The sequence below is a fragment of the Paenibacillus sp. FSL P4-0338 genome (assembly GCF_038002365.1).
Lineage (GTDB): Bacteria > Bacillota > Bacilli > Paenibacillales > Paenibacillaceae > Paenibacillus_AQ.
This window is the reverse complement of record NZ_JBBOCG010000001.1, coordinates 292818-308615: the sequence shown is the minus strand read 5'-3', so window position 1 is coordinate 308615 and position 15798 is coordinate 292818. Positions and strand designations below refer to the sequence as shown.

The following is a 15798-nucleotide window of genomic DNA, read 5'->3' as shown; positions in this document are numbered from 1 at the left end:
AACCCCTTAGAGTAGAGGGAATGCTGCCTTTTGTGCAATATTTTCAGATTAGGATTAATTTAATGAGGGAGAAGTTGTATAATATGCAGGATTTGTACCAGCAAGAGCGCAGAAGGCATACGCAAGAAGGGACTGAAGAGTAACAGTGAGCATTGAAAATAGGCTTGAAGCTACTTCAAGAGAAGAATTAAGAGATTGGCTAATGGCGAACAGCACCACAGAGGGTTCTTGCTGGATAGAAGTCAGTCTCAAGCCGCTCCCGGGGACGATACTGTATCTGGACGCCGTGGAAGAAGCGCTGTGCTTCGGCTGGATTGACGGGGTGAAGAAGGCGGCGGCTGACTCGAAGCTGATACAGAGATTATCCCCGCGCAGCAAGCGCAGCTCATGGACCGAGCTGAATAAGGAGCGCGTCCGCCGCCTGGAGAAGCTGGGACTGATGCGCGCCGAGGGACGGCGGTGCCTGCCGGATATGGATGAAGAAGCTTTTCGAATTGATCCCGTGATTGAGCAGAGATTGAAGGCGGATGAGCAGGTGTACCGCCATTTCCTGGCCTTCCCGGCGCTATATCAGCGGGTGCGGATCGACACCATTCAGAGCTACATCCGCCAGCCGGAGCTGTTCGAACGCAGATTGGACAAATTCATAGAGAATACCAGAGTGAACAAAATGTACGGCCAATGGCATGACGGTGGGCGTCTGCTGGAGTATTAGTTCGGTTGGAGTATAGTTCTGGTGGATTATTAGTTCTGTTGGTGAGTTTGATTTCGGACAAATTGTCCTTACAGGCGGGGCATATAGCTCCCGAATGGTTTGCACAAACGGCAAGTGTGGGGATGTGTGATGGGTACATTGAAAGTACTGGGATGTGCTCTGCATGATGGAGATTACATAATGCATATTAGTTGGAAAAACGTATCCTATTCTGGGTCCTTTGGAGCGTTTGCAGAATTTAATTGGATTTATGTCATTTATTATTGTGCAAACTCCCTCTATGGCTCTGATGCCAGCATATTAAGTGCCTTTTTTCCAACTACGACTCGCTGTGTCCCCTTCCGTTCCTGAACGAGTGTTTAAAATCCAACTGTTCCCTGCGGCAGGGGCTGATGCAGACGATGAGGCTAATTCAGTACACATATATTGATGCTGATGTGATGCAGCTTGTGGTCCAGGTGCTGGCGCAGACGTTGACGCTAGTGCGGACGTATTGCGGATGCTAGTGCGGGTGTATTCAGAAAACCGAATACATTTACTATTAATGTTACTGGCGTGGTGCTGACGCTGGCGCAACAGCCATACTCGTACTCGTACTCATGCCCCTGCCCATGCTCATACCCTAACCATACCCTCGCCCAGCACCTGCCGCTCCCGCTCTCTATAATCGCTCAATTTGAGCGATTCACTTACATATCATAACAGGCCCCCGTAACCGGAGGCCTGCCCACACCTTACCGCCGCGCCTCTCAGTCCCGGCGGTACACCCAGCCGCCGGCCTGGCACAGCGCTGCCAGCGCAATCCCGGCACCGCCCGGCCCGGTCCGGCGGATCAGCGCCAGATCGGCCGGTGCCCCGGCCGCCAGGCCCGCCGCCGCAGGCAGGGCCATGAAGCCTGCCGGGCGCACGGACGCCATGTCCCAAGCGTCCGGCAGCGCGGCCAGGCCCGCGGCGCTGAGGCGCGCGATGTGGCGCAGCAGCATCTGCGCCGAGCCCGCCAGCAGCCCGGGCTCGCCGGCGAGATGCAGCCGGCCCGCCGGGGTCAGCACGACACGGCCGCCGACTGGCGTGTCGTAGCTGCCGGGCGCCAGCCCGGCAAGGGCAACGGCATCGCTGACCAGCAGTGCCCGCTGGCCCTTGACCTTCATCGCCACCTTCAGCACCTCCTCCGGGAGGTGGAAGCCGTCGGCGATCAATGTGCACCACAGCCCGTCCTCCGCGAGCTGGGTCCACAGGTAGTTCGGATGGCGCGGCAGCATAGCATGCGCGCCATTGCCCAGATGCGTGGACAGCCGCGCTCCGGCGGCTACCGCCCCGGCAATCTGCGCGGCATCCGCTGACGTATGCCCGATGGAGACGGTGATCCCCTGCCGGACGCAGTGGCGGATGAACTCTGCGCTCCCCTCCCACTCGGGGGACAGCGTCACGATGGCGAGGCGCCCGCCAGAGGCCGCCTGCCACTGATCGAGCAGGGCCGTGTCCGGCGGCCGGATATGCTCCAGGGCATGCGCCCCGCGCGGACCGTCCTCCGGCGAGAGGAACGGGCCCTCCAGATGGATGCCCTTAATGGTCGCCGCGCTGGCTGCATCCTCGTCACAGGCCCGGGCAATAGCCCGCATCGCCCCCAGGATGGTATACGGCGCGCCGGTAATCACCGTAGGGTAACAGGCGGTCACACCTTCCCGCCATACCGCGCGGACTGCCTTCTTGACATCCTCTGCAGTCAGTGCCGGATGATTGAAATCATGTCCGCCATAACCGTTGATCTGCAGATCGACAAGCCCCGGAGCCACCAGCGGCAGCTCTGCCTGTTCCTCCAGCGTCAGCCGGGTCTCCAGCGGTTCGATAGCAGCAATTAAGCCCTCCTCCACCGTAAGCCGGACCGGCTCGCCCGTCCGGTAATGCAGCGCCTCCAGCTTCATGAGAAGACTGCCCCGAACGAGTCGGTATCCAGGAACATCCGGCAGTCCCCATGCCCCCGCAAGATGGTGGACGGACATGCCGTAGAGACGGATTCATGCAGCGTCCGGGTCACCGCACCGCGCTTGGAAGCGCCCGGCACCATGCAGAACAGCCATTGCGCGGACAGTAGCACCGGTATCGTAAGCGTCAAGGCCTGCTGCGGCACTTCCTCCAGACTGGCAAAACACCCGTCATTCACCTGCTGCCTCCGGCAGATATCATCCAAGACCACCAGCTTCACAGGAAGCGGATCAGCGAAATCGGCTACCGGCGGATCATTGAACGCCAAGTGGCCGTTCTCCCCGATGCCAAGGCAGACTATATCGATAGGCGCTTCTGCCAGCAGCCGCCCGTAACGCCTGCATTCCGCTTCGCTACCTGCGGCAGGACTCAGATAATGAACCGTTCCCGGCCGGACCTTGTCGAACAGCGCCTCCCGGAGGAAGCGGCCGAAGCTCTGCGGTGAGCCTGCCGGCAGGCCGGTATATTCATCCATATGGAATGCGGTAATGCGGCTCCAGTCCAGCTCCTTCGCAGTGGCAAGCTCAGCAAGGAATTCGTTCTGCGAAGGGGCGGCGGCGAAGACGATCCGCACCTGCGCTTTGGAGGCCAGCAGCGCCCGGATGGCTGCCGCCGCCTCACGCCCGGCAGCAGCTCCAAGCTGTGCACGGTTTTTGTATACACGGACAAGCATAGCACCCGACAGCTCGGTGTGAATCGGTTTGATCGTCAGCATGGGTAGTGCCTCCTTGCTTCAGGGGGTTGTGTGAATCGGTTTGATCGTCAGCATGGGTAATGCCTCCTTACTTCAGAGGGTTGTATGAATCGGTTTGATCGTCAGCATGGGTAATGCCTCCTTGCTTCAGGGGGTTGTGCGGAACGGCTGCCTTCCTCTCCCCGGAATTCTCCGGGCGTAGCACCGGTATGCAGCTTGAACAGCTTCGTGAAATAGCTCTTATTCTCATACCCGAGCCGCTCGGCAACCTGTTCCACGCTTTGCGGAGATTGGTCCAGCCATTCCTTGGCCTGCTCCATTTTGATATGGGTAACGTAGTGGATGAAGCTCATTCCGGTCTCCTTCTTGAACAGGCGGCTGAAATAGCTCGAATTCAAATGCGTATATTCCGCCACCTCCTCCAGGGTGATCTTCCGGTTCAGATGGCGGTCTACATATTGCTTCACCTTCTTAATCTCCTCCCGCCGGGTCTCCTGGTACATCTCGCGGATATAAGGAAGCCGTTCGTAGAAGAAGGCCAGGGACCAGCTCTCCAACGTGCCGATATCGTCAATGTCCGCCAGGGTATCATGCAGCAGCTCCAGCGAAAAAGTAGACTGGAACTGCTGGCGCGCCATCAGCCGCATCTGATTGTCGTAGAGCAGCTTGAGCGTCCATTCCTTCACCTGGCGCGGGGCATAACGCTTCAGACGGATGTGGTCCATCCATTGGGCCAGCAGCTTCGCAAGCCTGTCCGCGGATTCCTCCAGGAAGGCTTCGCGGATCTCGTGCGCAGCTTCGGCGTAACGGGTGAACAGGTCCTCCTCTGTGAACGGCGGAAGCTCCTTCAGTCCCGTTAGCTCGCCCGGCTTCAAGTAGAAGGCATACTCCCGGCCTTGGGTTAGCAGCTCAATCAGCCCCTCGCGGAAATGCCCGCTGCCCGCAGGGATACACAGGTATTGAAAGGAGGCCCTTACCCCCGGCACGGCTTGAATGGCTGAACGCAGCCTGCCCAGCATAGAGATGTGTCCGGCCTCTGCCCCGTTCCCCATACCGCCGGTGAACACCAGTACACAATCACGGCCGCTGTAGGGCAGGCATAGGACAGCAGTATTGTCCTGATACACCGACTCAGCCGCCGATGCCGCCAAGGCCATCCGCCTAGGCTCCTCCCCCGCAGAATCCCCGCTGTCTCCGCTAATCCGGCAGAGCACAGCCACATGAGCTGTGAGCTCAGGCTTAAGGCCCAGCTCGGCAGCGTCACTCTGCCACTCGCTGCCTGGCAGCTCCCGGGCAATGATCCGTTCCAGTACCCGTTGCTTCAGCAGCCCCTTTTGATGCTCGGCCATGCTTTTCCATTTCAGCGTCTGGGCCTTCTCCTCGTCCCTGCGGCGCAGCTCCCCGCCCAGCTCCCGGAGCAGGGTGATGATCAGCTCTCGGCTCATCGTCTCCTTCAGAATATAGTCGCTCACCATCAGCTTGACCGCCTGCTGCGCATAGGTGAAGTCATCCATGCAGGACAGCACAACCACGCGCACCTCCCCGCTTCGCATCTTCAGCTCGCGGATCAGCTCCAGACCATCCATATACGGCATGCCAATGTCTGTAATCACAATATCCGGCATGTCCGCCCCGGCCTTCTCCAGAGCGACCAGACCGTTCTTGCAGGCCGAATGCAGCGTGAATCCAAGCTCGTCCCAGGGAATCATTGCCGACAGGAAATCCAATACCGGCTGATCATCATCCACCAGCATTACGCTATACATCCCTACCACGCTCCCTTTCCTCAGCCTGATCCGGAATCTGCACGGGCAGCACGAACCGGAAGGTTGTCCCCTCGCCGGGCCTGCTGTCCATCGTAATCTGGAAGGCTGAACCGTAAGTCAGATGCAGACGTTCATAGACATTGGACATTCCGATGTGGGCCAGCCTGCCAGGCGGCATCGCTTCCTTGCCCGGCGGCTTGGAGCTTAGCCCGGCGCGCAGGCGGCTCAGAGTGACCTCATCCATCCCCTGACCGTTGTCTTCTATCTCAATGAACAGCCGGTGATCCTGCGTCCAGGTTCGGATCAGAATACGCCCGCCCCCTTGGCGCAGCCCATGAATATAGGCATTCTCAATGACAGGCTGAAGCAGGAAGCGGGGGATACGGACACTGAGGCTCTCGGAGGTACAATCAGTATCCAGCGCCACCTCCTCGGACTGGCGGAAATTCAGCAGCTCCACATAGCTCCTGACAATATACAGCTCATCATGCAGCGTAGTGTATTCATCCCGCTGTTGAATCGTCATACGCAGCAGCCGGGAGAGCGAGAAGAGCAGTTCCGCATTCTCCTCATCTCCCCGCATCATAATGCGCAAGCGGATCGAGTTCAGGATATTGAACAGGAAGTGGGGATTAATCTGCGATTGCAGCATCGCCAGCTCCGCCTTGCGCTTCTGTGCCTGCTCTTCCTTGATCTGAAGTACCATCCCTTCTACCCGGTCCAGCATATGATCGAAGGATTTGCCCAGCCGCCCGATCTCATCATAGCCCCGGACTCCCGAACGGAGGCCGAGCTCCCCCCGGTCCACCCGCGCCGCCACCTGATCGAGCCGGATAACCGGCTTCGTGAACTGCCTGACCAGCAGCACCAGGATCAGCAGGAAAAAAGCGCCCGACACCACCTGCACCGCCGTACTCCAGCGGTGGGTCGCGCTGATCCGGCTGACCGCCTCACGGTAAGGCGACAGGCTGACAATCCGGTAATTGCCGTAAGGGATCTCCAGACTGCTGAGCAGATACTGCTCCCCCCGGTAATCGATGAAGCTGAAAGCGGCGGCGGGCTTCACGGCATCCATAAGTGAGAACGGCCGGCCCAGCAGGGACTTGTCCCGGGCGGCAATCACCGTTCCGTCCGGCGCAATCAGCAGGGTCTGCTGTCCCTTCCCGCTATCACTCAAGATCTGGCTGATCCGGCTCTCGGCGATACTGATTATTACCGTAGCGTAGGTTGAACTGGAGGACAGCTTGAGATTGCGGGCAATCGTAAGCACCTGCGGGCTGCCGGCTGCTGCGGTCGGGATATAGTTATCAATTACGCCTGCCCAGTACAGCTCGAAGGCAGGCTGCTTGCGGGCGGTATCCATCCAGGGCTGCTGGAGCAGTGCCCCGACATCGAGCTTGGCGTAGGAATAATTGGAGTAGTATTGCCCGTCCGAGGTGAGGACGGTCACGAACGTTTTTTCCATCATGGAGGTCACGCTGACCAGCTTGTCGGTCACCTCTTTGAAATCCAGGATATGCCTGGCTGTATCAGGCTGGTGCAGCTTGCTGCGCTGCCAGTTTTCTTTGAGAATAAGTGTGATGCCGGGATCGAACTGGATATAATTCGCCACCAGCACCATATTGCTAAAGAGGTTCGAGATGTACAGGCTCTCCTGCTCCAGCGAACGGCGTTCATTCTGAATCACCTGGGAACGGAGGATATGCTCTGTGCAGGAATTGGAAATATACAGGGTAATAGAGGCGGGAAGCAGCAGACAGAGCAGGGAAGCGACGAGCAGCTTATTGCGAAAACCGAGTCTCCATCCTCTTAGCAGCAATGGCCATCCCCCTTCACAATCAGACTATCGTGTCTATGCTTCTATCATATCAGCTTTCCGCCTCTAGCAGCTGATTTCACCGCAGGATTTCAGGTAAAATCCGGCCGTTTAGCCCTGCCAATTTTTACTTATTGGCATCCACAATCTTCTGCAGCTCCGCCTGCGCTTCGCTGATCGTAGTCTCCAGATCCTGCTGCTTCAGGATGAACAGCTCGGTCTCTTTGGTAAAGGCCGTTTCCAGCTCGCCCTGGTAGGTCGGCGGCACACTTAAGGGAGCAGGCTTCGCATTCTTGATCACATAGGCCAGTGAGGTTTCGTCAATGTTGTCCGGGCTCATGGCCTTGGTTTTGACGCCTGCAATGAACTGGTCCACATCCTGCTTCTTCCAGGCGGAGTATACATTCTGCATCTGCTCGCCCTCCGTGGAGTACCAGCGGATGAAATCATACGCTTCCTGCTGATGCTTCGACTTTTCCAGAATTCCAACGTAGTTGCCGTTAGCAATACTGACCCCGCTCGGTTCTCCTGCACTGTTCGAAGGCATCGGCGCGAACGCGGTGGTGAACGTAGCCGGGAACTCCTCCGACCCGCCGGCTTCACCGATCATCCAATTGCCGGTCACGATCATCGCGGCATGTCCGGTGAAGAATTCTGAGCGGTATGCGAGCTTCTGGGAGATCGTATCGGCATACGGTACGGCCACTCCGGATTCCTCAGCCTTATTGCGCAGCTCCAGAGACTTGCGGATGCCCGCGCTGTCGATATTTACGATACCGTTATTGACCAGATTATTGTCCTTCTCCTGGTTGATGATTCCGAGCTCCCAGTACATGGCCCAGGTATGGAAATAGGTGCCGAAGGTCTTGGAGGGGCCAGTGCCGCTGGTCAGTTTGGCTGCATAATCGAGATAGTCGTCCCAGCTCCATTCCGTCGGAACGGCTAATCCTGCCGCATCCAGCTTGTCCTTGTTCAAGAGGACAAAATAATTCTCAAGCGTATCCGGGAGTGCATACACCTTACCGTCCACGGATGGATCAATCGTGTATTCGTCAGCCAGCGTGATCCCTTCCTTGCTGATCAGGTCATTGAGCGGAGCCAGCAGGCCCAGTCCGGCGCGCTGTGAATAGTCGGTTGCTCCGGGCATGAATACCACATCCAGGTTCTCGCCGGAAGCCACGAGCAGATCCAGCTTTTTCATTCCGGCCACAGAGTCCCCGTTGTCGGCAAGCTCGACATATTCCAGGGTGACGCCCGGATGTGAATCCTCATAGGCCTTCAGCAGAGGCTCCATATCCGCCGCAGGGGACCAGTTAGCCACCTTGATCGTTACCGGTTCTGCGGAAGGTGCGGCACTCTCCCCCGCCTCCGGTGCAGCCGTACTGCCAGAAGTGGGCGATGCACTATTGTTGCCCGAATTGCCACAGCCTGCCAAGGCTACCAGAAGCACGACGATCCATACCAGCGCGAACACATTCTTTTTCATCCATAACACCCCTTCTAATGTGGTTTACATCCGGTTATGCAACTTCCGGGAACTTGCCGGCCTTCACCCCTTCACCCCCCCCAAGGAAATGCCTTCGATCACCTGCTTCTGCCCGAGGATGAACACAATCAGCAGCGGGACAATAGCCGAGACCGAGGCCGCCATAATCAGCGAATAGAAGGCGCCGTTACGGTCGGCGAAGGCGTTCATGCCAAGCTGTAGCGTGTAGAGCGTCTTACTGTTTAGGAAGACCAGCGGCGTCTGAAAATCATTCCAGGTCCAGATAAACCGCAGAATCGCATACGTGGCAATCGCGGGCCGGACCAGCGGAAACAGAATGAAGGTGAAGATGCGCAGATGGCCCGCACCGTCAATCTGTGCCGATTCGATATATTCGTTCGAGAGCGAAGCGAAGAACTGGCGGAGCAGGAAGGTGCCCAGCACGCTGAACCCGCCCAGCAGGATCAGGCCCAGATGCGTATCGTACAGGCCCGTGGAACGGAAGATGATGAACAGCGGCACCAGTGTGGCTTCCGCAGGAATCATATAGGTTGCCAGCACCAGTACGAACAGTGCATTTCTGCCGGGGAAGCGGATTTTGGTGAAGCCGTAGGCGGCCATGCTGGACACTCCCACAGACAGGAGCGTGGTGAGCGCCGTGACCTTGATTGAGTTCCAGTAATAGAGCGTGAAGTTGGCTTTGCCGAACCAGACGGAATGATAGTTGAAGGACGCCCGCAGGGTCTGCGGAATCCATTCAATCGGATACTTGAAGACATCGGCCTCCGGCTTAAGCGAAGCAGACAGCATCCATATAAAAGGAAGCAAAAACACGATCCCCAGCAGCGCCATGATCAGGGTGATGATGGCTTTTCCCCAATCCAGATTGCCTATTCTCACAGGTGTGCGCCTCCCTTCTCTAGTAATTGACCCAATAGCGCTGCCCCAGCCACTGCAAGCCGGTAATGGCCAGCACGATGACGAACAGAATCATAACCATGGATGAAGCATACCCGGTCTGAAGATCGACGAAAGCCGTCTGGTACATGTCATATACGACAACAGAGGTGGAATGGGCCGGTCCGCCGTCCGTCAGCACCTTGACCAGAGCGAAGGATTTGAAATTGCCGATAATCCCGGTCACCAGCAGGAAGAAGGTGGTCGGCGTCAGCAGCGGAAAAGTAATTGAGCGGAACTGGGCCAGCTTCGAGGCGCCGTCAATCGTCGCCGCTTCATACAGATCGGCAGGAATATTCTTGATTCCGGCGATATAGATAATCAGCGAGACCCCAAGATCGATCCAGATCATCAGCAGCATGACCGAAGGAAGCGCGTAGGTCGGATCGGCCAGCCATTTGGGCGGATGGTCCACGCCGAGCGCTGACAGGAAGCCGTTAACCGGACCGTACGAAGGATGGAAGAGCACCTGCCACACGACCGCTACCGCGACGACACTGGAAATCTGAGGCATGAAGTAGATGACTTTAAAAGCACCCGGCGCGTACACATGACTGGTGATAATCACCGCCAGAATCAGCGCGATCCCCATTCCGGCCGGTACGGCAAGCAGCATTATGAAGTTATTGCCCAGCGACTTCAGAAACACCTCATCCTGCATCAGCTGGCGGAAGTTATCAAAGCCATTGAAACGTATCTTGTCGAACCCGGTGACAAATGACCATTTGGTGAAGCTGAGCACGAAGGAGAATATCATAGGAATTAGCGTAAATACGAGCACACCCAGCAGCATGGGACCGGTGAACAGGTAACCCATCCCGGCTTCCAGCCGTTTTCTTTTTCTGCTGCCGGCGGTAGGTTTCTCACGGGACTGCGGTAAAGTAACTGACGTCTTCAATGGCTCTGTCCCCCCTCTTGCGTGATCTTATCTCTCATTATAGAAAGGTAAGGCAATAGGCATAAGCCACGATCCTGACCCGTTCGGAAAAATTTTTACCTGACCCTGCATCAATCAGTCAAAAACGGTCCGGAATTGCGCAAAATAGTTGATTTACTGAGGTAGTCCGGTTTGTTATCTTCTAGGCAAGCACCAGCTTAGGCTTACAAAACTTAAAGTGTATGCTTTCGAAGCCAGTTTGGCGAAGAGACCCAGGGGGCTTATGCTTACAAATCTTTTAGGAGGGATAGTGATGAACGTGAAGTCAGATATTATGTCCGCTTATATGGATACTATTGTCGAACTGCTGAATGAGATACGGAGTGAGCCGCGGGACAAGCTGCTGGAGGTGGCGGAGCTGCTCGCCGGGCATATTGCGGAGGACAGGCTGATCTATCTCTACGGACCCGGGGGACACTCCAATATGAATGCTACCGAGGTCTTCTTCCGTGCCGGCGGACTGATGCATATCAGCGCTATTTTAGATGAAGGCACGATGATCTCGAATGGTGCCCTGCGCTCCATGGCGGTTGAACGCACTCCCGGCTATGGCACATTGGTGATCGAAGACAACCGGCTCGGACAAGGAGACATTCTGATCATCGCCAATGCTTACGGGATCAACACAGTCTGTGTCGATGCCGCTCTGGAAGCACGCCGCCGGGGCGTGATCACTATTGCGGTGACCTCCGTGGGCCATGCCGAGGCTACGCCAGCGAATCATATCGCCCGCCACCCCTCGGGACAGAATCTCTACGCACTCTGCGATTATGTTCTGGACAGTAAGGTCAAGCCCGGTGACGCTGCGCTTCACATTGACGGCACCCAGCCGAAGATGGGCTCCACCTCTACCTTCGCTAACGCTTTTCTGCTGAATTCCCTGATGATGACCACTGCCGCCTGCCTCGGGGCAAAAGGGATCGAGGTGCCGGTCTGGCGCAGCGGCAACGCCCCGGGCGGGGACGAGTGGAATAACCGCTTCATTGAGCGCTTCAAAGGCCGGGTACGCTGGCTATGAGCCTGCAGCTGATTCCAGCCCCTCAGGTGGTGCAGAGCCGTGGACCGGAGCCGGTCACCGGGCTTCACGGCTGGGCGGTGCAGTTATGGAGCCCCGGGGAGGATGTCCGGCTAGTGGTGGCGGCTGAACGGATATTCGCCGGGGTAACAGTACATGCTGCTCAGGGCGGCAGCGGTGTATTCGCCCTGGTCACGGAGGGTACCCCGCTCAACCCGCTGCTGGCCCGGCGGGTCGAGGGCAGACATGACAGCTACGTGCTGATTACCGATAAGGACCGGATCGAGCTGTATGCGCTTAGCGCCTCCGGCCTCTTCTATGGGCTGAAGACACTGGAACAGCTGCTGGGGAGCGGCGGCGGTACCGTACCTGCGGTGACGGTTGCCGACTGGGCCGAGCTGCGGCTGCGCAGCGATTATCTGGATCTGCGTACCGTCTATCCGACCTATGAGCATCTGCTGGAGTATATCGCAGAGCTGGCCGATTATAAGATCAATACGCTGATTATCGAATATGAGGACAAGCTGCCCTTCCGTAAGCTGGCCTTCCTGCGCCATCCTGAGCTTGCCTTCACGGAGGAAGAACACCGGCGACTGCTCAGGACGGCACACGACCACTTCATTACCGTCATTCCGAAGCAGCAGTCCTTCGGGCATCTGGAATACATTCTGAAGCATCCGGCCTATATCGGTCTGCGCGAGGTCCCGGAGACCGTGTCGGAGCTGTGCCCGCACCGCAACGGCTCCTTCGGGATGATGGCCGGGATTCTGGAAGAGGTGGCAGCTCTTCATCCGCACAGCCGCTATCTTCACCTCGGCTGTGACGAGGTCTGGACCCTTGGCACATGCGAGGACTGCAAGCGCTCCGGGCTTACCCCGGAGGCTTCGTTCATCCGCTTCGTCAATCAATTGGCGGAGAAGACGCTCAGCCTCGGCAAACAGCCGATGATCTGGCATGATATGATCATGCAGGCTACAGCAGAGGAGATTGCGGCGCTTGACAAGCGTGTGATCGTGGTCGTCTGGATCTATGGCGGGCACCGGATGAAGGCGGATGCCCGTCAGATTCTCCACAAGCTGCGGGATGCGGGCATCCAGACCCTGGGCGCTTCCTCTGTCCGCTGCTGGGACGATAACGGCGATCAGAATTATCCGGTCATCCATAACCGGATCAAGAATGTGCAGGACTGGATTCAGCTCGCCCGCACCGAGCAGCTGGAGGGCATTATTCATACGAACTGGGGTTGCCCGTTCTCGTTAGGCAGCCCCTACGGATTGTTCGAGACCTCGCGTTATCCGGCTTTCTTCGCTGCCGAGCAGAGCTGGAATGCCGGAGCGGAGACCGGGACCTTCCTGACACGGTTCCTGCACCAGTTCCACGGCTTGCCTGCGGACCTGCTGAGCGGGGAAGACTGGGCGGAATATGCGGTCACTGACTATTACTCGCTGATTCCGCAGCTTCTGCCCGAGGTCAAGAAGAACTGCTTGACCGCTGAGCTGATCGATGCCATGATCCAGTACGAGCTTCCGGCGCAGCGCCGCTCACCGCTGCATACCTTCCTTTTCCGGGGAGCGATGTCGCCGGGCAGCGAGGAAGTGATGACCTTCCTCCGGGACAAATACCGGAGCGGCTATGGCGATCTGCGGCGAGCCAAGCTAAGAATGCAGAGCGTGCTCGCAGAGCTGCTTGTGCCGCAAATGTCGGAGCTGTTCATCCGCTCTCGCTTCTACCGGCCTGAACTATTCGAGGCCAACCTGCAAGCCATGATGACCGATCTTGAGATCATAGAACAGAAAGCGGGGGAACCTTGATGCCTGATATGCTTGTGAAGCTATACGATCTGCCGGACAACGGGGCGCTGCTGGAGCGTCTGCGGGGACAAGGCATTGTTATTAAACGGGCGATGACCGGAGATAAGCAGGCCATTGTGGATTTTGTCGGCCGCCATTTCACGGAGAGCTGGCGGAATGAATGCGAGGTAGCCTTCGCCCACCTGCCCGTCCACTGCTATATCGCCGTGAAACAGGGCGAGGTCATCGGCTTCGCCTGTCACGAGGTTGTAGTGAAGAACTTCTTCGGCCCGACCGGCGTGCTGGACGATTACCGGGGGCTGGGCATCGGGAAGGCCCTGCTGCTGGAATGCCTGTCCGCCATGCACCAGAGCGGCTACGGCTACGCCGTCATTGGCTGGGTCGAGGACGCACTGGCCTTCTATGAGAAGACCGTCGGTGCGATAGCGATCCCTGACTCTTTTCCCGGGGTATTCCGTGACCTGATCAAACTGGGCTGAATCTGGCCCTGATACAGCAATACAGCGGCACCCCGGGGCTTGACCGTCCCAGGTGCCGCTGTTTTTGTTGAGGATGTACACCTCCATCAATATATAGTCGGCACCATCCCTCCATCCATACGGATGGGAGAACCTCTAAAGGCTGCCGCATAAGGACTGCATACAAAGGCAGCCAGCCTGCCGATTTCCACCGGCTTGATGAAACGCTGTAATTCAGATTGCGGCAGATTAGCCGCCATGAATTTCTGTTCTTTTTCTGCAAAAGTTAAATTTTCGTCAGGATACATACCCTCAATGATATGGTGAACCTTTTCTGAGAGTGTAGGCCCGGGCATGATGGTATTCACTGTAACTTCCGTTCCTGCTGTCACTTTAGATATACTTTTGGACAAGGACAGCAGCATGGATTTGGTCATCGCATATTGAGGCATTTGTCCTGAGGGCATGACCGCCTCTTCGCTGGCAATGAAGATCACACGGCCATAATTCCTGCTCAACATTCCAGGTAAATATAATTTCGTTAATCCGTTTGCAGCAAGCACATTCGTCCGGAAATATTTCTCCCAGATGTCATCGTCCACTTCCTCATACTGCATCAATTCATAAATGCCCATACTGTTTATCAGAATATCAACGCTGGGGAAATGGGCGAATAAGGCTTGTCTTTGCTCAGAATCGGCAACATCGGCTGTGGCATTCTGAGGAGAGGTGGCCGGGTAATTCAGCTTCAATTCACGGACAGTCTGCTCCACCTCTTCCCTATTCCGTCCATTGACCAGTACGTTGACACCTTCCTTGGCAAGCTCTATCGCAATAGCTTTTCCTATACCCTTCGTTGATCCTGTAACTAGCGCTGTTGTATTGTGTAATCCCATCTCCATAATGCACTTCTCCTTATTCATTCCTTGTTGTGTTGCGGATAGTGATTATATTATCTCGTTGGGATCGTTCAGTAACTAGCACCTTGCGCCAAGCTTCTTGCCGGACACGCCAAAAGTTACAGCTCAACACATGCGGCATTCAGGTGTTCAACTATTCAGATGTTCCGCACGCCACTGTGAAGGCGTAACCCCTTCCCAATGGCGGAAGGCACGGAAGAAAGAGTTCTGATCCTCATACCCGGTCAGATACGCCACCTCTTTAAGATCAAGCGAAGGATTTGCCAAGAACTTCTGTGCCTGCTCATGTCTGACTTGTGTCAATAGCTGCTTGAAGGTCGTCTTCTCGTCAGTCAGACGGCGCTGTAAGGTCCGCCCGCTCATCGCAAGCTCCTTCGCAACCGTCTGGAGGTCGGGGCATCCGCCTGCGAGACAGTATGCAATAATCACCTTGACCTTCCCGGATACAGAGAAGCTGCCAAGCTGTTCATTGAGTGAGCGGTCCAGTGCGGGAGCAAGGATCTCCAGCAGTTCTTCGTTATACGAAACAAAGGGAAGGTCCAGATGGCTTTGCAGCAGCGTCAACCGGTTATACTTGCCGCCTGTTTGAATCGCGCAGCCGAAATAAGCTTCGAGCACTTGTTCATCGCCCATGGAGTGGACAAATTCGGCTGCCTGCGCCTTCAAGGGCTGACCCGTCCCCTTTCTTCCCAGCTCCAAGAGAAAAGCCAGCGTAATTCCCGCCAGCACCTGCGGGCCGGGCAGCCCTGTATCTCCCCACTCCAGTTCAATGATGCACTGCCCGTTCTCTTCCGCCATCCGCAGGCTTTCGGGCGGACACATCTGTTTGTACTTGACCATGCGGTGCAAGGCATCGCGATAGTCGCGGGCGTGATAAGTCGCTAATACGGCGGGCGGATACTGCGCGGTGTCAAAGGCGGCCGCAAGTCTGGTGATGCCTGATGCAAGATCTCCGGCGAGCTCGGAATACGCCTGCCAGATGGCGAAATATTGGGCAGTGGTAACTGTGGCTTCTGTTGTTATGGTTACAGGGAGCTGTGCCATGCGGGCTACGTCGGTTGCAGCAATCCCCAGGCGGCTTATCCCTGTCCAGAATCCCGGAGGCATTTTAACGCGTTCAGAGGGACGGGACTTCATAGGTGGGCCTCCTTTAGCCAGTTGCATATTACAGTGTTATGGTTGTCTTAAGGCCATATAAGAATACTCTTGTGCCTGTGATCATGTCTATCTTAATGAACGG

At 56.7% G+C, this 15798-nt stretch carries 13 protein-coding genes; 4 read left to right on the top strand and 9 right to left on the bottom strand.

Features of this window, described 5'->3' with window-relative positions:
* The first annotated feature begins 145 nt into the window (after positions 1 to 145).
* On the top strand, positions 146 to 715 hold the full coding sequence (locus MKZ07_RS01260) for a YdeI/OmpD-associated family protein (RefSeq protein WP_036702464.1): 570 nt from the start codon (positions 146 to 148) through the stop codon (positions 713 to 715).
* Positions 716 to 1464: 749 nt separating this feature from the next.
* Here MKZ07_RS01260 and MKZ07_RS01255 read toward each other — a convergent pair.
* The 7 genes from MKZ07_RS01255 to MKZ07_RS01225 form a co-directional block, all read right to left on the bottom strand.
* Positions 1465 to 2637, bottom strand: coding sequence for an N-acetylglucosamine-6-phosphate deacetylase (locus MKZ07_RS01255; RefSeq protein WP_341024072.1), 1173 nt, complete (start codon positions 2635 to 2637; stop codon positions 1465 to 1467).
* Positions 2634 to 3413 (bottom strand): glucosamine-6-phosphate deaminase, encoded by a 780-nt coding sequence (locus tag MKZ07_RS01250; RefSeq protein WP_036702467.1) that lies wholly within the window; start codon positions 3411 to 3413, stop codon positions 2634 to 2636. The genes MKZ07_RS01255 and MKZ07_RS01250 overlap by 4 nt, the downstream gene beginning before the upstream one ends.
* Before the next feature lie 101 nt (positions 3414 to 3514).
* The gene (locus MKZ07_RS01245) at positions 3515 to 5158 is read right to left on the bottom strand and encodes a response regulator transcription factor (protein WP_036702469.1); all 1644 of its coding nucleotides are present in this window, start codon (positions 5156 to 5158) and stop codon (positions 3515 to 3517) included.
* Positions 5151 to 6977 (bottom strand): cache domain-containing sensor histidine kinase, encoded by a 1827-nt coding sequence (locus MKZ07_RS01240; protein ID WP_341024067.1) that lies wholly within the window; start codon positions 6975 to 6977, stop codon positions 5151 to 5153. The genes MKZ07_RS01245 and MKZ07_RS01240 overlap by 8 nt, the downstream gene beginning before the upstream one ends.
* A 124-nt stretch (positions 6978 to 7101) precedes the next feature.
* Entirely contained in the window at positions 7102 to 8460 is a 1359-nt protein-coding gene (locus MKZ07_RS01235; protein WP_341024065.1) for an ABC transporter substrate-binding protein, read from the bottom strand.
* Positions 8461 to 8523: 63 nt separating this feature from the next.
* Positions 8524 to 9312 carry a carbohydrate ABC transporter permease gene (locus MKZ07_RS01230; protein WP_051494135.1) on the bottom strand — a complete coding sequence of 263 codons (789 nt, stop codon included), beginning with the start codon at positions 9310 to 9312 and terminating at the stop codon, positions 8524 to 8526.
* Between the two features lie 67 nt (positions 9313 to 9379).
* The gene (locus tag MKZ07_RS01225) at positions 9380 to 10315 is read right to left on the bottom strand and encodes a carbohydrate ABC transporter permease (protein ID WP_036702478.1); all 936 of its coding nucleotides are present in this window, start codon (positions 10313 to 10315) and stop codon (positions 9380 to 9382) included.
* A 292-nt stretch (positions 10316 to 10607) separates the two neighbouring features.
* Between MKZ07_RS01225 and MKZ07_RS01220 the strand changes: the two genes are divergently transcribed.
* Genes MKZ07_RS01220 through MKZ07_RS01210 form a run of 3 tightly spaced genes read left to right on the top strand, consistent with a single transcriptional unit; the run spans position 10608 to position 13659 of the window.
* Complete coding sequence (locus tag MKZ07_RS01220; RefSeq protein WP_036702480.1) at positions 10608 to 11372, top strand: sugar isomerase domain-containing protein; 765 nt, start codon at positions 10608 to 10610, stop codon at positions 11370 to 11372.
* Positions 11369 to 13180 carry a family 20 glycosylhydrolase gene (locus tag MKZ07_RS01215; RefSeq protein ID WP_051494134.1) on the top strand — a complete coding sequence of 604 codons (1812 nt, stop codon included), beginning with the start codon at positions 11369 to 11371 and terminating at the stop codon, positions 13178 to 13180. The genes MKZ07_RS01220 and MKZ07_RS01215 overlap by 4 nt, the downstream gene beginning before the upstream one ends.
* Entirely contained in the window at positions 13180 to 13659 is a 480-nt protein-coding gene (locus tag MKZ07_RS01210) for a GNAT family N-acetyltransferase (protein WP_036702481.1), read from the top strand. Before MKZ07_RS01215 ends, MKZ07_RS01210 begins: the two co-directional genes overlap by 1 nt.
* A gap of 86 nt (positions 13660 to 13745) precedes the next feature.
* Here the strand turns inward: MKZ07_RS01210 and MKZ07_RS01205 are convergent, their stop codons facing one another.
* On the bottom strand, positions 13746 to 14540 hold the full coding sequence (locus tag MKZ07_RS01205; RefSeq protein ID WP_036702483.1) for an SDR family NAD(P)-dependent oxidoreductase: 795 nt from the start codon (positions 14538 to 14540) through the stop codon (positions 13746 to 13748).
* Between the two features lie 147 nt (positions 14541 to 14687).
* Positions 14688 to 15695, bottom strand: coding sequence for an AraC family transcriptional regulator (locus MKZ07_RS01200; protein ID WP_036702485.1), 1008 nt, complete (start codon positions 15693 to 15695; stop codon positions 14688 to 14690).
* Positions 15696 to 15798: the final 103 nt, after the last annotated feature.

What these genes read in the sequence shown, in the direction of transcription:
- MKZ07_RS01230 (WP_051494135.1), bottom strand. Translation starts at nt 9,312, where the DNA reads ATGGCGCTGCTGGGGATCGTGTTTTTGCTTCCTTTTATATGGATGCTG.
- MKZ07_RS01255 (WP_341024072.1), bottom strand. Translation starts at nt 2,637, where the DNA reads ATGAAGCTGGAGGCGCTGCATTACCGGACGGGCGAGCCGGTCCGGCTT.
- MKZ07_RS01250 (WP_036702467.1), bottom strand. Translation starts at nt 3,413, where the DNA reads ATGCTGACGATCAAACCGATTCACACCGAGCTGTCGGGTGCTATGCTT.
- MKZ07_RS01210 (WP_036702481.1), top strand. Translation starts at nt 13,180, where the DNA reads ATGCCTGATATGCTTGTGAAGCTATACGATCTGCCGGACAACGGGGCG.
- MKZ07_RS01235 (WP_341024065.1), bottom strand. Translation starts at nt 8,460, where the DNA reads ATGAAAAAGAATGTGTTCGCGCTGGTATGGATCGTCGTGCTTCTGGTA.
- MKZ07_RS01220 (WP_036702480.1), top strand. Translation starts at nt 10,608, where the DNA reads ATGAACGTGAAGTCAGATATTATGTCCGCTTATATGGATACTATTGTC.
- MKZ07_RS01200 (WP_036702485.1), bottom strand. Translation starts at nt 15,695, where the DNA reads ATGAAGTCCCGTCCCTCTGAACGCGTTAAAATGCCTCCGGGATTCTGG.
- MKZ07_RS01215 (WP_051494134.1), top strand. Translation starts at nt 11,369, where the DNA reads ATGAGCCTGCAGCTGATTCCAGCCCCTCAGGTGGTGCAGAGCCGTGGA.
- MKZ07_RS01205 (WP_036702483.1), bottom strand. Translation starts at nt 14,540, where the DNA reads ATGGAGATGGGATTACACAATACAACAGCGCTAGTTACAGGATCAACG.
- MKZ07_RS01245 (WP_036702469.1), bottom strand. Translation starts at nt 5,158, where the DNA reads ATGTATAGCGTAATGCTGGTGGATGATGATCAGCCGGTATTGGATTTC.